This is a genomic window from Tardiphaga sp., assembly GCF_028290495.1.
Classification (GTDB): domain Bacteria; phylum Pseudomonadota; class Alphaproteobacteria; order Rhizobiales; family Xanthobacteraceae; genus Tardiphaga.
The window spans coordinates 88306-105544 of the sequence record NZ_JAQGJT010000156.1 but is presented as its reverse complement, the minus strand read 5'-3'; the positions used below and the strand labels follow the sequence as shown (position 1 = coordinate 105544).

The following is a 17239-nucleotide window of genomic DNA, read 5'->3' as shown; positions in this document are numbered from 1 at the left end:
CACCGTTCCCCAGCATCGGGAAAAGTGGCACTTCCTGCGCGTTACGATCGACGGCTCGTCCTGGTGCGGGAGAGGGTGGTTCGCCGATTTCCTGATTAGCGCGGCCAAGAAGCCGTCATTAGTCCGCGACTGGCGCCTCGTCGGGCAATCGTGCCAGCAGCTCGAGCGCAATCCGACTATTCAGGACGGCAAACGTTTCACGGGTACTGAGGTAGCTGACGGCTTCATCGAACCCCCCGGCGTCCTCGATTTTTGCACGGGCGATGGCGAGGTCGGTATCGATCTGGCCGCGGGTTCGCGGCTGATCAGCCAGCGTTCGCAGGTGCGCCTCCCGCAGCTCAGCGTCGCCGCGGAGCTCGTGCAGCGGGCTGGTGCCGTAGGTCGGCGCCGTTAGCGCCAGCTCGTTGGCGCGGTCGAGCACCTTCGGCGGCGTATTCTGTTCGGGAGTACCGAACAGGCCGGCGCGTTGGCCCGCCTGCAATAGGCGCGATGACAGCATCGCCACCGGTGCCGAAAGCAGCAGACCGACGATCACCGGCGTCATCCACAGGAACAACGGGAGCGATACCGCGTAGGCGCTGATGGCCATCAGTACCCCGATTAGCGTTGGCACCGCATATTCTCTCACGACCTCGCGCAACGGAACGCCGCTATCGTCGCGGCGCTGTACCTGCCAGCCGGCGTCGCGACCAAGCAGTATTTCGCCGACCGCCGATGATTGGAAGATCATCATGACCGGCGCGATGAGGCCGGAGAGCACGGTCTCGACCATAATGCCGAGAAGGACCAAAAAGCCGCCGCCGAAGCGTTTGCGGGTGTCCCCTTGTGTGAGCAGCAAGGCGTAGGCGAGCAGTTTCGGCACGATCAGCAGCCCCATGGTGCCGGCGAACACCCAAGCCGCGCGGACTGGATCCTGCGCCGGCCACTGAGGGAACAGCGAAAAGCCCTTCGGGAAGTACTCCGGCCGCACGAACTGCGCCTGTAGCGAGATCAGGATGCCGAGCACGAGAAACATCAGCCAAAGCGGTGCGGTCAGATAAGAGCCGATTCCGGTCATAAGATGCAGCCGCGACACCCAGTGCAGCCGGCGCGCGGGCAGCACCGCGAGATGCTGCAGATTGCCTTGGCACCAACGTCGGTCGCGGGCAGCAAAATCGAGCAGCGACGGCGGGCATTCCTCAAAGCTGCCGGCCAGCTTCGGCGCCATGTGGATCGCCCATCCGGCCCGCCGCATGAATGCCGCTTCAATGAAATCGTGGCTGAGGATGTGGCCGCCGAACGGCTTCCGCCCGGACAGTTCTGGCAGGCCGGCGTCCTCCGCAAAGGCGCGGACGCGGATAATCGCATTATGGCCCCAGTAGTTGCCTTCGGAGCCGTGCCACCACGCGATACCTGACGCGATTACCGGGCCGTAGAGCCGGCCCGCGAACTGCTGCATCCGCGCGAACAGCGAGCGCGCATTGACTACGATCGGCAGCGTCTGAATCAGGCCGACGCCGGGATGCTGCTCCATGCCGGCGACCAGGCGCACGATGGTATCGCCGGTCATCAGGCTGTCGGCGTCAAGGATGATCATGTGATCATATCCGGCGCCGAACCGTTTGACCCAGTCTTCGATATTGCCCGATTTGCGCGCGGTGTTGCGTGGCCGGTGGCGGTAGAAGATGCGGCTGGCGCTCGCCTCGTGGCGTAGTTGTAGCAAAGCCTTTTCCTCAGCGACCCAGATCGCCGGGTCGGTGGTGTCGCTGAGCACGAACCAGTCGAATTGCGAGGCATAGCCGGTTTCCCCGGCGGATTCGAAGATCGCCCGTAAACGAGCCATGATCCGATAGGGATCTTCATTATAGGTCGGCAACAGCATCGCATTACGGCTCGAGATCGCCGGGAGCGGCGCGTGAGGCTCCATCCCGAGCGGATCCCGCCCGCGCACCAGCAACATCGCAAAGCCGGCCAGCGCCGACATGAACGAGAACGCCACCCAGGCGAACAGCAACACGAACAGCGCCAGTACCAAACCTTCGAGGATCGTGACTCCGCCGACCTGCAAGACCTCAAACATTTCGTAGCCGCCGGCCAAGGTCATCGCGGCGGTGCCGATCAGGATATAGGCGCGCCGCAGCACGGTTGGCATCGGCTTGAATTGAGCGCGCCGTTCCGATTTCATCACCCCCGCCAGCTTCTGCGGTGCCATTGCAGTCGGCATCTCCGGCGGGAGAAACGCGCCGCTTGCATCAACCGGAGACGACGAGTCGATTGCGGAAACGGTCGGAGGTTCTGGTTTCTTCGGGCTCACGGCGTCCATCGATAGACCCAGACTTCGGAAATTGCTTGATCATCCTGCATCAGCAACGCGCGCAGTTCGACCGGCGCCTTGCCCTTGATCGGCATTTCGAAGCTCAGCCGCCAGCCGCCGCTTTGCGGGTTCGGCTGCGTGACGACGTTGCGGATTTCGGCCTTTTCGGCGGTAACGACGCCCTTGATCTTGTCGGGGGCGATGGATTTCAGCTTATCGCCGATCAGCTCAAGCACGAAAAGCTTAGTGTCATCGCCGCGCGCGCCTATGCCGCTGCGCGAGAAGATCGCAAGCGCCGAGGGCTTCGGATGGTCCGGTCCCCAATGCAGGCGGTAGGCATAGGTGTGCTCGCCCTTGGCCGGCAGTGGACCTTTCGGGCGCCAGAAGCCAGCGATATTGTCGTGAATCTCTTCCTTGGTGGGGATTTCGAGCAGCTGCACCGAACCCTCGCCCCAGTCGCCGATAGGCTCGACCCACAGGCTGGGGCGCCGTTCGAAGCTGGATTCGAGATCCTGGTAGTCGAGATAACTCTTCTGTCTCTGCATCAGCCCGAAGCCGCGGGGATTGAGATCACCGAACGAACTGATCTGCAAGTCGCGAGGATTGTTCAGGGGGCGCCACAGCTGCTCGCCGCGTCCGTTGTAGATCGCCATGCCGTCGGAATCGTGCACGGCAGGGCGAAAGTCATCGACTTCCTTGCGGTCGTTGGGCCCGAAGAAAAACATGCTGGTGATCGGGGCGAGGCCGGCATTCTTCAATTCAACCCGCGGATAGATCGCCACTTCCACATCGAAAATCGTGGTTTCGCCCGGCCGGATGGTGAAGCGATAGGCAGCTGCGGCACTTTCGCTGTCCAGCAGCGCGTGCACCACGATCGAGTTGGCGTTGGACGCCGGTTTCTCGATCCAGAACGCTTTGAATTGGGGAAACTCTTCGCCTGCCGCCTCGCCGGTGTTGATCGATAGACCACGCGCAGACAGACCGTAAACCTGACCTTTGGCAACCGCACGAAAGTAGCTGGCGCCGAGAAATACACAGACCTCGTCGTAATAATCGGGTTTGTTGATCGGCGCATGCAGCCGGAAACCGCCGAAGCCGAGATCGGTACCGGCCGGAGGCGGCGGCGTAGCGCCAAATGAAAAGTTCTCGGGTTGATAGGGAACCCGGGCCGCCTGCCCATTAGCGACTTCGTAGATATCGACACGGTTGGTGTAGAACGAGCCTCGGTGAAAGAATTGCACCTCGAAGGGCAACTTCTCGCCGCGCCAGAGCGCCTTCTCCGGATTGAAGCGAAGCGCGCGGTACTGGTCGTAGTCGAGATCCTTCAGAGAGTCCGGCAACTTGTTGTCGGCACCCTTGAACGGCCTTGCGGCGGCGTCGCGCGCCATCTGCCGCACCAAGGAGGCGTCGAATGGTGTCGGTCCAGCCGCCGCTGCAGGGCTACGTGGCAATATTGTCAGCAGCGGAAGCGCGGCCGAGGCCCCAAGAAGTTGTCGTCGGTTCAAGGTGCCTCCAACGGTTCGAAAAGCTACAGCCTATAACCCCGCAGGACGCTCCAGTTCCTAAAGCGGAACAAGCTTCATCTTGAGGGTCCCGCCGGCACCGGCGGTCCCGGCCAAGGCTGGGCAAGTCGGCCAGTCACAATGAGTAATTTTGAACGCAGCATTCCCAGCAAAGAGTGACGCCAAATAAGTCGTGTCCGAGTAACGGAGCCTTCGCCGCCACGACGGCGAAAGCTCCGAAACTTTAGTTCTCGGTGCAGACCTTTGTAGTCTTCATGCCGGTTTCGGCTTCAGTCTTCGTCTTGTATGTGCCGTTATCAACGATTGTCGTGGTGGTCGTCGGCTTCTTGTCCACGACAGTGCACTTCTTCGTAGCGGGATCCCGCACCACGTAATATTCGGTGGAGACGGTCGTGGTCTGGGCGAAAGCCGAGGTCACTGCGAACGCGCCGATGGCACTGGCCATCAAAAACTTCCTCATCGTAATTCCTCCAGTTTGCATAGGATGCAGGGTGCCCGATGCGAAAAATAGAACTCAGGACGATGCCGAAGGTTCCCGATACAATTGCCACTATCTCCCGATTTGTCGACGGCGTAGATGCATCGCATGCTCGACTTAGGCGAGAGCGCTGGAGCCAATTTTGTCGATTACTTTTGCGCGTCCGAGGTCGTCAATTAAGCTTCGATGCTCGCGATTAAGACCCCGTCTTTTGGTGTGCATGGGAGGAATAACCGGTGCGCTACAACTCCGAAGCGCTATCCAAGCTAGAGATTGCTAGATTATTTGAGCATCCGAATCGCCAATCGATCTGCCAAAGGGATCACGCTCGGGCTGCCTGAACTCTGCATCTTGGCTGCTTTCGAAGGATTTCAGAAGAGCCTTGGCATCATCCTCTCGCCCGATATTCTTGAGCATGACGATAGCGGCATCTAAAGTCGCTAAGCTGACGTACTCATGATTTTTCGTCAACGCTGCCTTTATGTCACCTGCCACTTCATCCAAATTGTCGGCAAATGATCCATGGAATGAACGAAATCCCTTCTCGATTGCAGCGTGAGCGGCGCGCTTAGATACGTCTTCGTCTTGTAGCTTAAGCGTGCGAGCGCGCAGCGCCAGAAGCTATCTACTGCAAGAGTGGCTTTCTCTATTAAATCCGCAAAATGCTGAGTGGCATCGGCCGCGCCAGAGACCAAACGCAGGTGGGCTTTTAGTTTTAAAAAACCAACTTTTTGCGTGTGAGACACCCTAACCGGTCCCATGCCCCTACCTTCCAGAGTTTTGACGCCCCCCCCCGCCTGTTGAGCGCGCAACACGGTCAGGCCCTTCCACCCCAGCCGGGACGTGCCGCGAAGCTAAAGTAGTCAGCTCCGACGCCTTCCGGGCCGCGCGTCAGGCCGGTTAGCGCATCGCTCATCAATTAAGCCTCGATGGGGCAGCGTGCCGACGGTCCTCGTTAGCCCTAGCAAATTGCCAGGGCTAATCGTGTCAAATGAGTTTTTGGCTGTCTCGCGACCGACATGCCGACGCGAAGTGGCCTTTGAAGGAAGTGGACAATCGAGGCTGGACACTCTCTGCCTTTCCCCCAAACAGGCCAACGTAAGATATTTCGGATGGCTCACATTCCTCGTTAGCCCTAGCAAACTGCCAGGGCTAACGCCGCGGCTATTAGATCTGGCTTTTGTGAATAAAAAGCCAGAAAATGAAGAACCGTTGCCTCGCGGCACACTGTTGGTTTTCTCAATCGAGCTGATGCTCTTTCTGCACAAACCACTCTAAACCGGTCCCATATCCGCACTTCATAGAGTAAAATCCGGGCGCATTTAGAATCGCACGGATCTTTCCCTGTATCCAAGGTCTGGCGAGAAACCGGACAATTGCTGCGTCATTGCGCCGAGCAATCGCGCGGCCATCGCCCATCAGCCCTTGACGACGAGCGGTGCGAACGAGAACTGAGCTGTCCTCGCTGAGCTCGCCTTGCAAGATAGCAGCCAGCACGGACGTGATTATTCCCTCAGCTTCGTCAGTTGGACCTTCGCGACGGCTTCTAGCAAGCTCTCGTCGTCCAGCCTGCCCTGCCGTTCAAGTGCGGACACTCGAGCCAGCTCACTTTCACTCATTTCTCCTAAGATGAGCCAACCTGTACCCCCGATGCGCACGGCGATCCGGTGTTGGATGATTTCAATTCCCTCATACTGCTTCTGGAAAGCAATCTGGCGCTTCTCAACGCTGGTCGGTGTTCTACCTGGTAGATTTTCAGATGAAGTTTCTCTTGAAGGTTTATGCCGCAAGCTATGCGGCCTGGTTTCGGTGCCAGATGCGGTGTGGTTAGGCCGCAAATCGAGCGCCGTGGTCTTGGCTCCCGGGGCTGAGCCAAGCACGGCTGATCCTATATTGAGGCGATAGCAGTGGCCGCGCCATTTACCCCGCCGCTTCGGCATGTGTTCGCGCGTAAGTAGTTTCTGTTTTTCCAACAGCTTCAGTTGGCGCTGAACCGTGTCGACGGACATCTCAGCATCTTTGGCCAGGGTCTCCTGTGACGGCCAGCAAAACCCGTCTGCGTCTGCATAGGTTGCGATAGCGAACAGCAGCACCTTTCGCGATTTTCCCCCTGTGACTTGGCGACGCGCCCATTCAGTTGCCTGGTAGCTCACAGCCGTTCCTCAGACGCTTTCGGAATCGAAGCTATCGCTTGGACCCGGGTTCTGAAAATACCGATCACGTCTCCATGCACATCGAACGCTTCGAATGACCGCGGAGCAATTTGCGTCACCATCCCTAGTCGTTGACGGCCGATATAGAGCGAAAACTCCTTAGGAGCGTAGCCCGCCGTGCGCTTGGTGGTCGGTACGCGCTTCTGGTGGAGGCGTTCTTTTGCGCTCCGGCGCCGTCTTCCATCTGGAATGTGCTCGATAGCCTGAAAGTTCAACAAATCAGCCTCCGTCATCAAGGGATGACGGGACGCCATCCATGGATGACAGACGCTCCTAGAGGCTATTCGCGCTCAACACAGGCCGACCACATAGCTTTAGATATGCACCTCGTCAGCCTAATAGCGGAGCTGCGGCATATACGTTCGCCAGTGCTTCCGCATTAGCGCGCCGCTTTGAGCGAATTCCTTATCTATCTTTTGTAGCGCCTCAGGTTTGGTTTTCGGATTTGCTAGCATGAGTTCTCGCCGCTCGTATATTACCTGATACTTGGCCTCTTCTCGCTTTCGCGCCTTATACCCACCAACAAGCTCTTTGAGGTGCGTGCCGAGTTTGGATTTTTTTTCGTCCGGATCGCTTCCTCGGGCGTACTGGAAAATCTGCAACAGAAATTTGTGAAAAGGCCCGCCGACCGACCCGGATATTTTTCCCGGTCTAAACAACTCATAGATCGCCAGGCCGTCTTGGATGAACTTAATCCGAACTATGCCAATCAGCCTGTTGTGCATATTGGTATTGCGTCCAACGCCCTCGAATCTTGTTTCGACGATCGCGGTCGTAAGTGCGAGGCGACTCGTAAACACTTCGAGATCGACGATAAACTTATCGAGGTCATCGCTTGCTTTTTTTGCCTTCTTCTCGGCGTGTCGACCGACAAAGGCCATAAAACCTGGCATGCCATCCCCTCCTGTTTCGAGGAGGAACCGCGTCACATCGTTAAGCGAGGACAAATGCCGTTCAAGTCCCTCGGCAAGCGCGACCGACTTTCGGAACTGGTCAATCGTCTCTCCCAACCGAGGTGACTTGAGCTCGCACGCGAAATTGTAATTTAGCGATCTCGCAAGTCGATCAATACGTCGACGAGCCTCTAATTTTGACAGTTGCTCGACAGCGTCCGAAAATGGCCCAAGACACTCAACCGCATTTTGAAGGAATACCTTACTGCCCTTAGGAGCACTTTGTATGGGCGGCCTAATCGCGTTCAGCATTACCCATCAAACCTCTGGGCCGACAAGGGCCCCTAAAATACTTCATCTACCCGGCCTGACGCCAAGCATGCCTTGGTGGCTTGTCAGGCGATGAAAGATTCGATTCGCCACATTGATCATACGACAGGCTCCATCTTGAGCGAATTGGCCGAGATACTGGCGCTCGGGCTCCAGCGTCTTAATGCCCGCAAGTCCAGTCGCATTTCGCCGGCAAATCGAGATTCTCCGCTCGACTTCACGCCCGAGTCACACGGTCATGTCCAGCGTGAACGCGAGGATATCGGCACGTGAATAATACGGTTTTGAGCCAATTGGCGGCCTTGAAGGGCGCATCTGCACCGGTTTTGAAGGCAAAGTGGCGGGAGCTGTTTAACAGCGAGCCGCCCCAATACAATCGGCGTTTTCTGGAGAGCCGGCTGGCTTACCGGATCCAGGAGCTGGCTTACGGCGGGCTGGGCCGCGAGACCCTCGACCGCCTCCGATCCATGGCCAAGCAGTACGACACCAAGACCGCCGCCGAGCGGAAAGCTCGCCCTGTTCACCGCCCGATCGCCGGCACCCAGCTGATCCGGGAATGGCAGGGCATCTTACATTGCGTGACGGTCCGGATCGATGACTTCGAATATCTCGGTCGCCCGTACAAGTCGCTGTCGTCCGTCGCCCAGGAAATCACCGGCACGAAATGGAATGGCTGGGTCTTCTTCGGCCTCAAGAATCATCAGGTCAAATCATGACAACTCGCCGCAGCAGCTCTGGCGCATCGAAATCTACGTCGAACGGCAATGGAAATCACCGGTCGACAAGCCGCGGCGTTGCCATGCCTCCGCTCCGGAAACTGCGCTGCGCGGTCTACACCCGCAAATCCAGCGAGGAAGGCCTCGACATGGAGTTCAACTCGCTGGAGGCGCAGCGGGAGGCCTGCGAGGCCTACATCGTCAGCCAGCGTGCCGAGGGCTGGACGCTGGTGCCCGACCGTTACGACGATGGTGGCATCTCGGGCGGGACCTTGGAGCGGCCTGCGCTGAAGCGGCTGCTTGCCGACATCGAAGCCGGCAAGTTGGACGTGGTCCTGGTTTACAAGATCGACCGGCTCTCCCGGTCTATGCTGGACTTCTTGAAACTGGTCGAGACCTTCGACGGCCGCGACGTCACCTTCGTCTCCATCACCCAGTCGTTCGACACCCGTAGCCCGATGGGCCGGTTGATGCTCAATGTGCTGCTGTCGTTTGGCCAGTTCGAGCGCGAGGTCACCGGCGAACGGATCCGCGACAAGGTCGCGGCCTCCCGCAAGAAGGGCATGTGGATGGGCGGCTGGACGCCGCTCGGCTACGAGGTCCAGGATCGCAAGCTCATTATTCATGATGCCGACGCTGAGACGGTGCGGGGCATATTCAAGCGCTTCCTGGTTCTGAAGTCCGCGACCTTGCTGGCGCGGGAGCTGGTGGCGAAGGGCGCAAAGAACAGGTATGGCCACCTCCTGGATAAAGGCGTGCTGTACAAGCTGCTCAACAACCGGGTTTACGTTGGCGAGGCTGTCCACAAGGGCACGTCATACCCCGGCGAGCACCAGGCAATCATCGACCGCAAGCTCTGGGACCAGGTCCACGCCCTCATGAAAGACAGCCCCCGAAAGCGGGCTGCCGGCGCCAGGGCACAGACCCCGGCGATCCTGAAAGGGCTGCTATTCGGACCTGACGGCGCGGCCATGTCGCCAACCCACACCCGAAAGGCCGGCAAGCTCTACCGCTATTACATCAGCCAAAGCGTCATGAAGCGGGGGACGGACGCCTGCCCAGTCCGCCAAGTCCCTGCCGCCGAGATCGAGCGGATCGTCATTGAACAGATCCGATCGCTGTTACTGTCGCCGGAGGTCATTGTCGCCACCTGGCGCGCAGCACAGAAAGCCGGCACCTCCCTTGGCGAGAACGATGTCCGCAGTGCGCTGGTGGAATTCGAGCCACTGTGGGCTGAACTATTCCCCGTCGAGCAGGCCCGCATCATCGAGCTGCTGGTAGAGCGGGTCGACATTAGCCAGACTGGAATCGATCTCCGCCTGCGGGTCGATGGCCTGACCTCGCTTTGCAGCGATCTCCGCGGCGCCACGGCTCCGCAGCAAGAGGCCGCATGACCGCTCAGCAAAACCTCATCGTCGGCAAATCCCGCCGCCCAACGCTCAGCCGCGACGGCCGGACGATCTCGGTCCACATTCCCATCACGCTGCGCCACCAAGGGGGCCGCAAGCAGGTCGTGACGCCGGCCGATGCAGCGCCTTGGATCCCGCGCGCCAGTCGAATCGACAGCACTCTCGTCAAAGCGGTCGTTCGTGCCCATCGGTGGCGGGACATGCTGGAGTCAGGCCGACACGCTACGGTCCGCGATTTGGCAAAAGCCGAATGCATCAACGAGTCGTATCTCAGCCGTGTGTTGCGCCTGACATTATTGGCGCCAGCGATTATCCAATCGATTCTCGAAGGACACCAGCACGCGGAACTGGAGCTTGATGGGTTGCTTGGACCCCTTCCGCTCAATTGGGCCCAGCAACACGCTCAACTGATCGCGCAATAGCAACTACCTGAGTATAACAGGTGCTAGAGCCTATCTAAATCGAGCGTTTTCAAAAGAAACCTTAATAGGCGAAACAGAGCAATCAGCGGCGATAGATCGACTCTCGATGCGAAATTTGGTCTCAACTTGCTAAGCCGCCGGATGTGCGGTGCCATTCTGATTTCAGGAGCATCTCATGACTCTGCAAGTCGTCCATGCCACCGCTGGAACATCCAACACGTCTGAGCAAATAGTCGTGGATCGCGAGAGTCCCGCAGCAGCTTTAGTCCGCGCCGAACATATGATGGATGTTTTGCGAACCAGCTACGTCTGCGACGGCTGGCAACTTTCTGAACCGGCAGCAGCACTCGTTATACAGTTTTGCCGCCGACGCGCAGACGGCAAGCGCACCACCGACGCACAGTTCCAGCCCGTGGTCGAATTTTTCCACGCGCACGGCCAGTGTCTAAATTGGCTGTTTATGGGCGACGTGGGAGGAATGATTACCAGTAAAGCCGCTCTGGCGACTAAGATGCGGCAGAATCAGCTCGGATCACGCAAGACCAAGCAGGTCAACCTGGGTGACGCAAGGCGTCGTCCCCGGGGATCGCCATCGCCGCGTTCCGCGAAACCGACATCGAGCATTTCAGCCAAGACCAGCACCTTTCGCCGAGGTTGATGGCCTACGCCTTGGCTTCGGCATATTGAGATGCGCGACCGCGCGGCGTTCCCAAACATCTCGCATGAGATTTTGACGTCCAAATGCAAATATACCTAGTTCGAACGAAGAACGGTGAAGACCTCGTCGGAATATTCGTCGCCCATGACGAGCGCCAACTGGCGGCGCTCGTTGACGAATGCTCCGAGCCGGAGGACTGCGAGTATGTATTTATGGGTCCAGGCGGCATTATGTGGGAGGGCCATGCCGTCGCTGTGCCACTCGGTCCGCCTGAACACGACGACGGATCGGAGCCAGACCCGATGCCCTGGGCGGAGGCGTCAATCACCCATGATTGGTTGCGCCTGCTGTTTATGAGTGAAAAGACAGGCTGGTCTCCAATTCCTACGCATGGGCAACCTTCTCCAAATCGCTCTAAGGCGACTGGAAGAGTACTACCATTTCGGCGTCGCTGATCGCATTTTGGTCAGATGCGACATCCTGCCGAAAAGAGCTCGATCGCTGATCGAATGTTATGGAACACATACTTCTGGACCCAATCGGCAGGCGCATAGCTGAAAGTCATAGGTTCAAAACCTATCCTAGGCCGCCGTCTGCAGAGCCATCTCCTCCTGGAACTGCAAACGTTCAGGCAGACAATAAGTGTCGCGGCTCGTTCCGCGCGTCAGCTCCAGCGTAAGCAGGCTGTCGCCGACGAAGGCTGGGCTGAGTTCAAGTCTGAGATATTCGAACAGCTGGCGGTCGTGCACGGCGATCATCACCTGGCGTCCGTGCTCTTTGGATAGCGTCCGCAATAGGGCTGCGAAGTGCGCGATGTGCACATCGTCCATCGATTGCACGGGATCGTCCAGTATCAACCACGGCAGCTGAGGTGGAACCGTCAGGTGAAGAGCCGTGAACAAGGTCAGGGCGGCCGTGTTGAGATTCCCGGCGCTAAGCATGGCACCTGGCGTACCGCCCGTTCCACCGCTGCGGTGCCGAGTGATTAGCTGGGGCTGAAGGCGCTGCGTGGATGTTTCAGGAACCTTGAACTCAGGCACGAAGGGCTCGTTCGGAGCTAGGCGAATAAAGAGGTCACGCCAAAGCCGATTGAGCCGATCATTGAATTCGCGGCGGATAATCGTCGATCTTACGCTTTCGACGGCCGAACGCACCTGCTGGCCTTGCGACCGAACTAGCTGTGCCCGCTTGATGGCCTCGTCCACCTTGGCCAGTTCTAGTAGATCAATATCGACAAGCGCCACCATCTCATCCCGACGTGCGATTTCCGCCCTCGCCTTTCGCACACCTTCCATCCCGCGTCTCCGCGCTACAAGCCCTCCCTCCAAAATCTTGGCTCTGGCGTCGAAGCCTTGGACATAGCGTGCTACGACGGCCGAAGGCGCTTCTGTCGCGCCCGGCGCATCCATCTCCAGCTCGGTTAGACCGCTGACGAATTCGGTCAAGGTCGCCATCGCAGAAGTTCGGACGCGACTGCGCGACTGATGCTCCTCCAACGCCCGCCGGGCAGCCGTCTCAAGTGCGACCAAGCGATCGCCGTCGGCAGCAACAACTTCCAGAGGCTGAAGTTGAGCCATCAGCCCATCAAGCAAGGCGGTCAAGCGTGAAATATCGGTCACGACCTCGTCCGGCAGGACCCTGGCAGCCAGCGAATGAAGCTCTCTATCGAGGCTATCGATTAACGCCTGTTGTTCGCTCCTCGTTCCGCTAAGATCCAGCAACCGCTGCGCGGAGGTGGACAGCGCGCGAACCTTGGCGTGCACATGATCGGAGAGACTGCCCCGTTTTGTTTCGGTGAAATCGCGATCACAGACTGGGCAGTTGTCACCGGTGATAAAGGTGGACAGCTCAGCAAGCGCCGCGCCAAGGCCGCCGGCGTCGCTAGAAATCCGTGACAGCTCACTATCGATCGTCTCAAGCTGCTTGCGGGCGGTCTCGATTTCCGCAAATACGCTGGCCTGGCGGGTCCGATCGGCGGAGGTTTGCACTGCCCGCTCGCCGATGCGGTTGCGTTCGCTAATCACAAGGCGAAGAGCGTCGCTCCTGAACTCGCCCATCGATGGCGATAAAGAATGACTTGGGAACTGAATCTGGAACGCCTGCCGCAGGCTCGCGAAATTTTCGCGGTAGAGGTCCTGCCAGGCCTTCAAGACTGTCTCAGCCTGGTGGTGCGCGCTTGCCAGCGTCGCTTCGTCGTTGTTCTCGGTCGGAGAGGCCGACTGGGCGATCTGGCGCGAAATCGCCTCAAGTTGACGCTTGTGATCATTGAGGTTGGCCAGCGATTTTTCTTCAGGTGCGTCTAGAAATAGACCTTCTGCTAGCGCAAGCTCCTCCACCGGAATGGGCGTGGCGGCACCGAGCGCCCGGGCGGCGTCATCGACCTCCGCTAATGCCTCCGACAAAGTGGTAACGATCGCGGCGGCGCTTCTCTGATGGTCGAACAGCTGACGTTCGAGCCGCGCCTTCTCTGACTCAGTCACCCCGTACTGGCTCGAGATCTTTCGAACGTTTCTGACATCGCCTAGCGCCTTAAGGCCCGACTCGACTGCGTCAAGAGGGTCCAGACCTAAGAGTTCGCCGACAAAGCGCGACAACGGAGAATCCAATCCGGAGCCCGAGTCCTGATAAATTTGCAGAAGTTGGCCCAGCAGTGTTTGCGGCAGATAGCATCGCTCGCTGAGAAACGCGGCCATGCCCGTCGGCAAGCAGGTCAGAGTGTCTGCCCCTGCTGTTTTGAGCTGGGTCTCGAACTCGACGTCAGCCCCGTTCAGGCAAGCCTTCAACAAAATCTTTCCAGATTGGGAGCCGCGATGCAACAATTGCTTATCATAGTTCGGGTCGGCTCGCTGGATAGCAACCATGCGCCCGGTCAACGCCATTTCGATCGCGGACAACAGGCTAGTCTTTCCAGCGCCGTTCTCACCGTGGATCAACACGACCTGAGCGTCGAGCGGAACCAGCATACGCCCGCGGATACTGCGGAAGTTGGTGATCTCGATGTCTTTGAGCTGGCTTTTGGTCATGGCTTTTCACCCGTTGCCAAGGCTGCATCGATGGCGCCGCCGATCGCGGTCTCGACTGCGTCCTCGCCGGCCGCCGATGCTAAGACGAGCATGTTGAGAAGCTCAGGATCAAAGTCGGCGGGCAGCGCAGCGCCCAGCATCGCCATCGCGTTGAGGCTCGTTGGAGCTGGCTCGCTTCCGGTGCCCTTGAGGTCCAAAGGCAACAGCACGCGGATCTGATCGTCTAAGGCCTCGGCCGCTTCAGCGTTTTCCGGTTGGCCCTTGTCGTTAAGACGGATCCCTTCGACGTTCAGAACTCGACACGTCTCCGACAGGGCATCGACGTTGCCGGCCAGAGCCGCGCCAGCAAGAATGACGGTGAGGACGTAGCGCGATCCGGTCACATCCAACGCGCGGCTTAACGCCTCCACGCGTCGCTTAACCCGTTCGGGTTCGCGATCGCCATGGTCACCTATAGAGGTGTCTACGACAAGAACCAGATCGAGGGCACGGCCTTGCCTGCCGCGCAACGCTGCCGTGAACTGGAACTCGACGGTTGCAACCCGAAATGGGGTCACTAAGCTCTCGTAGCCCATGACCTTGAGGCGAGATACCAGCGCCTGAACGAGAAGGGCGTCGCTCATAGCGTTACCTCTCCGATGAAGCGTTTCTGCAGACTAGCGATATCCGGCTCGGATTCGATCATTCGCGCAATGCTCACGTGGCGTGTGCCCGGCATGCCCGTTCGACCCGGCGCGCGCTTGGGCCCACGCGCGCTACCTCCTGACGCGTCCCTCATCATGTGCCAGAGGTCGTCACCGTGAATGACGATGGCGTTGTCATTAGCGAACGCGCCCTGCTTTTCCAGTTCGATGGCAATGCCGGCGGATCGCACGATGAACACCGGCCGTTCCGTCGCTCCATTCCACGAAGCTACTGCCGTGAAGGCTCCATCTGCCAGAGCGCTCGATGAGGTCGATTTGAGCGTCCAGAGCTTTTCTCCTGCACCGTGGTCAAGCATAGCGAGCGCGATCGCAAGTTCACCCAGCCCGGATGCCTGAGCGTTCTGGTCGGCAGCGAGTTGAGCAGGCGACGAGGCGCTGAGCACTTCATAAGCGTCGGGCTGCAGCGGAAGGTCCCCCTTGCGGAATAGGCGAAGGGTCCGCGACCAAGCACCGATCGCTTCGTTCACGAAAGCCGTGCGATCACCAACTGCTTGGCTCGCGACAGCGTCGCGAAGGCTAGAGATGCCAGAGTTGACCGCGCCGGCGTCGGCCGCCAACCCCGTGGCCTCCAGGCGCGCAGTCGCCAGGACGCATAGCTTGTGAGTCAGGATCTTCAGCACGAGGGCCAGAAGGGCCTGCTCGCCCCACGCCCGCAGGTGCGCGCTAGTTTCGATGGCGTTGATATTGACATTGTACCCAGCGCCGTAGACCGCCCGCAGCATGGTCTTCTGGCCAGGCTGCAGCGTGTCTTCACAGAAGACATGTCCCTGGGCGTTGGGCGCGCAGGGCCACGGCCACGGATTTGTCTGCCGCGCTGCGGAGAAAACGCCATGCAGATTGGCGTCTTGCACAGAGAGCCCGAACATCAGCGTCTTGTAGTTTGTGGCGACGGCAGTGATAGCCGCCTTCATCGGGGCTAACTCCTGCTTATTCGGCCAATCGATAATCTGGATTTCGGTGGCGGTCAGATATTTGCGATAGTCGTTAGGTGCTTGGGTCGCATGGATAATACAGCCATGAAACTTGAGCAGACGGGCCTTGCCCGCCGCATCGCGCAAATGGTTGGGATCGACGACGACTTGTAGCAGACCGGGCACGCCAGGACTCAGGCGCTCCACCGCCGCCTCGATGAAGCCGTCCCAATTGCCCGACGCGACCTCTCGCACGGCGCCCTCTAGAATGAGGATGGCAATGCACAGGTGTTCGGCGGCCGGGGGAGCGGGACTCTCGAACGCCCGGCGGATGTCGACGGCTTCCCAAAGCAGATAGTCTGGCTGTTCTCCATCGACAGGAATATCGAGGAACTTGGAATATTGCTTCCACAGCGCCTTGACGATTTTTTCACGTTGCGTCCAGGTTTCGAATGCACTGGCGAAATTCGCGCGCAGCGTTTCTGGATCATCCACAGCCAGCGTGAGGGCGGCCACAAAGACGGGCTCGAACTTTGCCTGGGTGGCCGGATCGACCGCCTTAAGGCGGATGAACTCGATTGCCCGGCTAATTAGCCCACCAAGGCTCGGCGCGCAGCGGGAAATGCCTGACCCCACCCATAGGGCGAACTCACCACGTTCGATGCCATCGACTACGGCTGCGAAATCGGTATCAAGCCGCTCAAGGGTTTCAAGCACCGTGATGTCGCTTGCGCTCGGTCGTGGCTTCATGCGTCTCCCCCAACGCGAGGCAAGCCGCCCGCGCATGTCACTTCTATCGGTCACGCGGTAGTTGTCCATCGAGTACATTGGCAAGTGCGTTGCGGCGATCGCCGGCACGCCTGGCCCCCAATCCGCTCTTTTTTGGAACCAAAGACGGCAGCCGCGCCGCTCCCGCCGTTATTGGTAAAGATCAACTTTGTCTTCGCTGAAGGTCTCTGGATAAGGGAAATTCGCGGATTCCCGCCGGAGACTTTCGAGAATTTCACACTCGTTCAGAGCAAAGTTGGCCAGTCACAGATTTTCCCGAATGCGAGCCAGATAATTTCAGGCCATTTCGATTAATCAGCTCTCCCGGCCGAATGCCCGGAGTGCCTGGCTGAAATGGAGGATTCGGAGGGTGATATAGCTAACAGGCAGTGCCCGACCGACAGGGATTCGAACCGTCATCAAGACCACAGCCGCAAACGCCGTAAATTGCTGCCTTTGAAAACCGTACCAAATCGCCGCAGTACGAAGCTTTGGAGAAAAACGCCGTCTCCAGCGTCAAATCTCCGAAATCCCAAGTTCTCGCGTACGGCAAGACTTCAAGGGGAGGTTGTTTTTATTGGGTTTTTTTGAGGCTTTGGCGACGGGTGACACCGGGAGCGCAGCGGCATTGGCGGAGAGAGTGGGAGCGAACCCCATTCCCGTAGTTAACCCACTGAGATCGCGACAATTCTAGAGATCCGCAACCCATTTCGGATACCATGTTGTGTACCCTGAGCCCGGTTGACGGTCAATGTGTTGAAGCTCCCGTGCCTTCCCTCCCCCCCGACGGTCGACCAGCCGGCTTAATGCTCCGAGACTCGAATTATTCGGTGTTCGAATGTTGCGAGACTTGGAATGTCTGGCCCGTCAACGTTTCGAGAGTCGAACTATTAGTTGT

18 protein-coding genes are annotated in these 17239 nt (G+C 58.8%); 5 read left to right on the top strand and 13 right to left on the bottom strand.

What is annotated here, in order from left to right:
• Positions 1-118: 118 nt before the first annotated feature.
• From mdoH to JWQ24_RS23605, 9 genes are all read right to left on the bottom strand, one after another.
• Positions 119-2302 (bottom strand): glucans biosynthesis glucosyltransferase MdoH, encoded by a 2184-nt coding sequence (gene mdoH / locus JWQ24_RS23645; protein WP_299813317.1) that lies wholly within the window; start codon positions 2300-2302, stop codon positions 119-121.
• Entirely contained in the window at positions 2290-3798 is a 1509-nt protein-coding gene (locus JWQ24_RS23640) for a glucan biosynthesis protein G (RefSeq protein ID WP_299813314.1), read from the bottom strand. Before JWQ24_RS23640 ends, mdoH begins: the two co-directional genes overlap by 13 nt.
• A gap of 241 nt (positions 3799-4039) precedes the next feature.
• Positions 4040-4276 (bottom strand): hypothetical protein, encoded by a 237-nt coding sequence (locus tag JWQ24_RS23635; RefSeq protein ID WP_299813312.1) that lies wholly within the window; start codon positions 4274-4276, stop codon positions 4040-4042.
• 294 nt (positions 4277-4570) lie between these two features.
• The gene (locus JWQ24_RS23630) at positions 4571-4765 is read right to left on the bottom strand and encodes a hypothetical protein (RefSeq protein ID WP_299813309.1); all 195 of its coding nucleotides are present in this window, start codon (positions 4763-4765) and stop codon (positions 4571-4573) included.
• 8 nt (positions 4766-4773) lie between these two features.
• Positions 4774-5109 (bottom strand): hypothetical protein, encoded by a 336-nt coding sequence (locus tag JWQ24_RS23625; RefSeq protein ID WP_299813307.1) that lies wholly within the window; start codon positions 5107-5109, stop codon positions 4774-4776.
• 424 nt (positions 5110-5533) lie between these two features.
• Complete coding sequence (locus JWQ24_RS23620) at positions 5534-5791, bottom strand: hypothetical protein (protein ID WP_299813304.1); 258 nt, start codon at positions 5789-5791, stop codon at positions 5534-5536.
• 8 nt (positions 5792-5799) lie between these two features.
• A complete protein-coding gene (locus JWQ24_RS23615) occupies positions 5800-6447 on the bottom strand; it encodes a helix-turn-helix domain-containing protein (protein ID WP_299813301.1) in 648 nt (215 codons plus the stop codon).
• Positions 6444-6761 carry a hypothetical protein gene (locus JWQ24_RS23610; RefSeq protein ID WP_299813298.1) on the bottom strand — a complete coding sequence of 106 codons (318 nt, stop codon included), beginning with the start codon at positions 6759-6761 and terminating at the stop codon, positions 6444-6446. The genes JWQ24_RS23615 and JWQ24_RS23610 overlap by 4 nt, the downstream gene beginning before the upstream one ends.
• 81 nt (positions 6762-6842) lie before the next feature.
• Positions 6843-7400 carry a hypothetical protein gene (locus JWQ24_RS23605; RefSeq protein ID WP_299813295.1) on the bottom strand — a complete coding sequence of 186 codons (558 nt, stop codon included), beginning with the start codon at positions 7398-7400 and terminating at the stop codon, positions 6843-6845.
• 402 nt (positions 7401-7802) lie between these two features.
• Between JWQ24_RS23605 and JWQ24_RS23600 the strand changes: the two genes are divergently transcribed.
• From JWQ24_RS23600 to JWQ24_RS23580, 5 genes are all read left to right on the top strand, one after another.
• Positions 7803-8003, top strand: coding sequence for a hypothetical protein (locus tag JWQ24_RS23600; protein WP_299813292.1), 201 nt, complete (start codon positions 7803-7805; stop codon positions 8001-8003).
• The gene (locus JWQ24_RS23595; protein ID WP_299813289.1) at positions 8000-8446 is read left to right on the top strand and encodes a DUF2924 domain-containing protein; all 447 of its coding nucleotides are present in this window, start codon (positions 8000-8002) and stop codon (positions 8444-8446) included. The genes JWQ24_RS23600 and JWQ24_RS23595 overlap by 4 nt, the downstream gene beginning before the upstream one ends.
• A gap of 83 nt (positions 8447-8529) precedes the next feature.
• Positions 8530-9840 (top strand): recombinase family protein, encoded by a 1311-nt coding sequence (locus JWQ24_RS23590; protein ID WP_299813362.1) that lies wholly within the window; start codon positions 8530-8532, stop codon positions 9838-9840.
• Positions 9837-10277 (top strand): hypothetical protein, encoded by a 441-nt coding sequence (locus JWQ24_RS23585; RefSeq protein ID WP_299813286.1) that lies wholly within the window; start codon positions 9837-9839, stop codon positions 10275-10277. Before JWQ24_RS23590 ends, JWQ24_RS23585 begins: the two co-directional genes overlap by 4 nt.
• Before the next feature lie 175 nt (positions 10278-10452).
• Complete coding sequence (locus JWQ24_RS23580; RefSeq protein ID WP_299813283.1) at positions 10453-10935, top strand: hypothetical protein; 483 nt, start codon at positions 10453-10455, stop codon at positions 10933-10935.
• 95 nt (positions 10936-11030) lie between these two features.
• Here JWQ24_RS23580 and JWQ24_RS23575 read toward each other — a convergent pair whose 3' ends face one another.
• The 4 genes from JWQ24_RS23575 to JWQ24_RS23560 all read right to left on the bottom strand — a co-directional run bounded on the left by JWQ24_RS23575 (position 11031) and on the right by JWQ24_RS23560 (position 16323).
• Complete coding sequence (locus JWQ24_RS23575; RefSeq protein ID WP_299813280.1) at positions 11031-11180, bottom strand: hypothetical protein; 150 nt, start codon at positions 11178-11180, stop codon at positions 11031-11033.
• 336 nt (positions 11181-11516) lie between these two features.
• Positions 11517-13958, bottom strand: coding sequence for an AAA family ATPase (locus tag JWQ24_RS23570; protein ID WP_299813277.1), 2442 nt, complete (start codon positions 13956-13958; stop codon positions 11517-11519).
• The gene (locus JWQ24_RS23565; protein WP_299813274.1) at positions 13955-14581 is read right to left on the bottom strand and encodes a hypothetical protein; all 627 of its coding nucleotides are present in this window, start codon (positions 14579-14581) and stop codon (positions 13955-13957) included. Before JWQ24_RS23565 ends, JWQ24_RS23570 begins: the two co-directional genes overlap by 4 nt.
• The gene (locus tag JWQ24_RS23560) at positions 14578-16323 is read right to left on the bottom strand and encodes an SIR2 family protein (protein WP_299813271.1); all 1746 of its coding nucleotides are present in this window, start codon (positions 16321-16323) and stop codon (positions 14578-14580) included. Before JWQ24_RS23560 ends, JWQ24_RS23565 begins: the two co-directional genes overlap by 4 nt.
• Between the last annotated feature and the right edge of the window lie 916 nt (positions 16324-17239).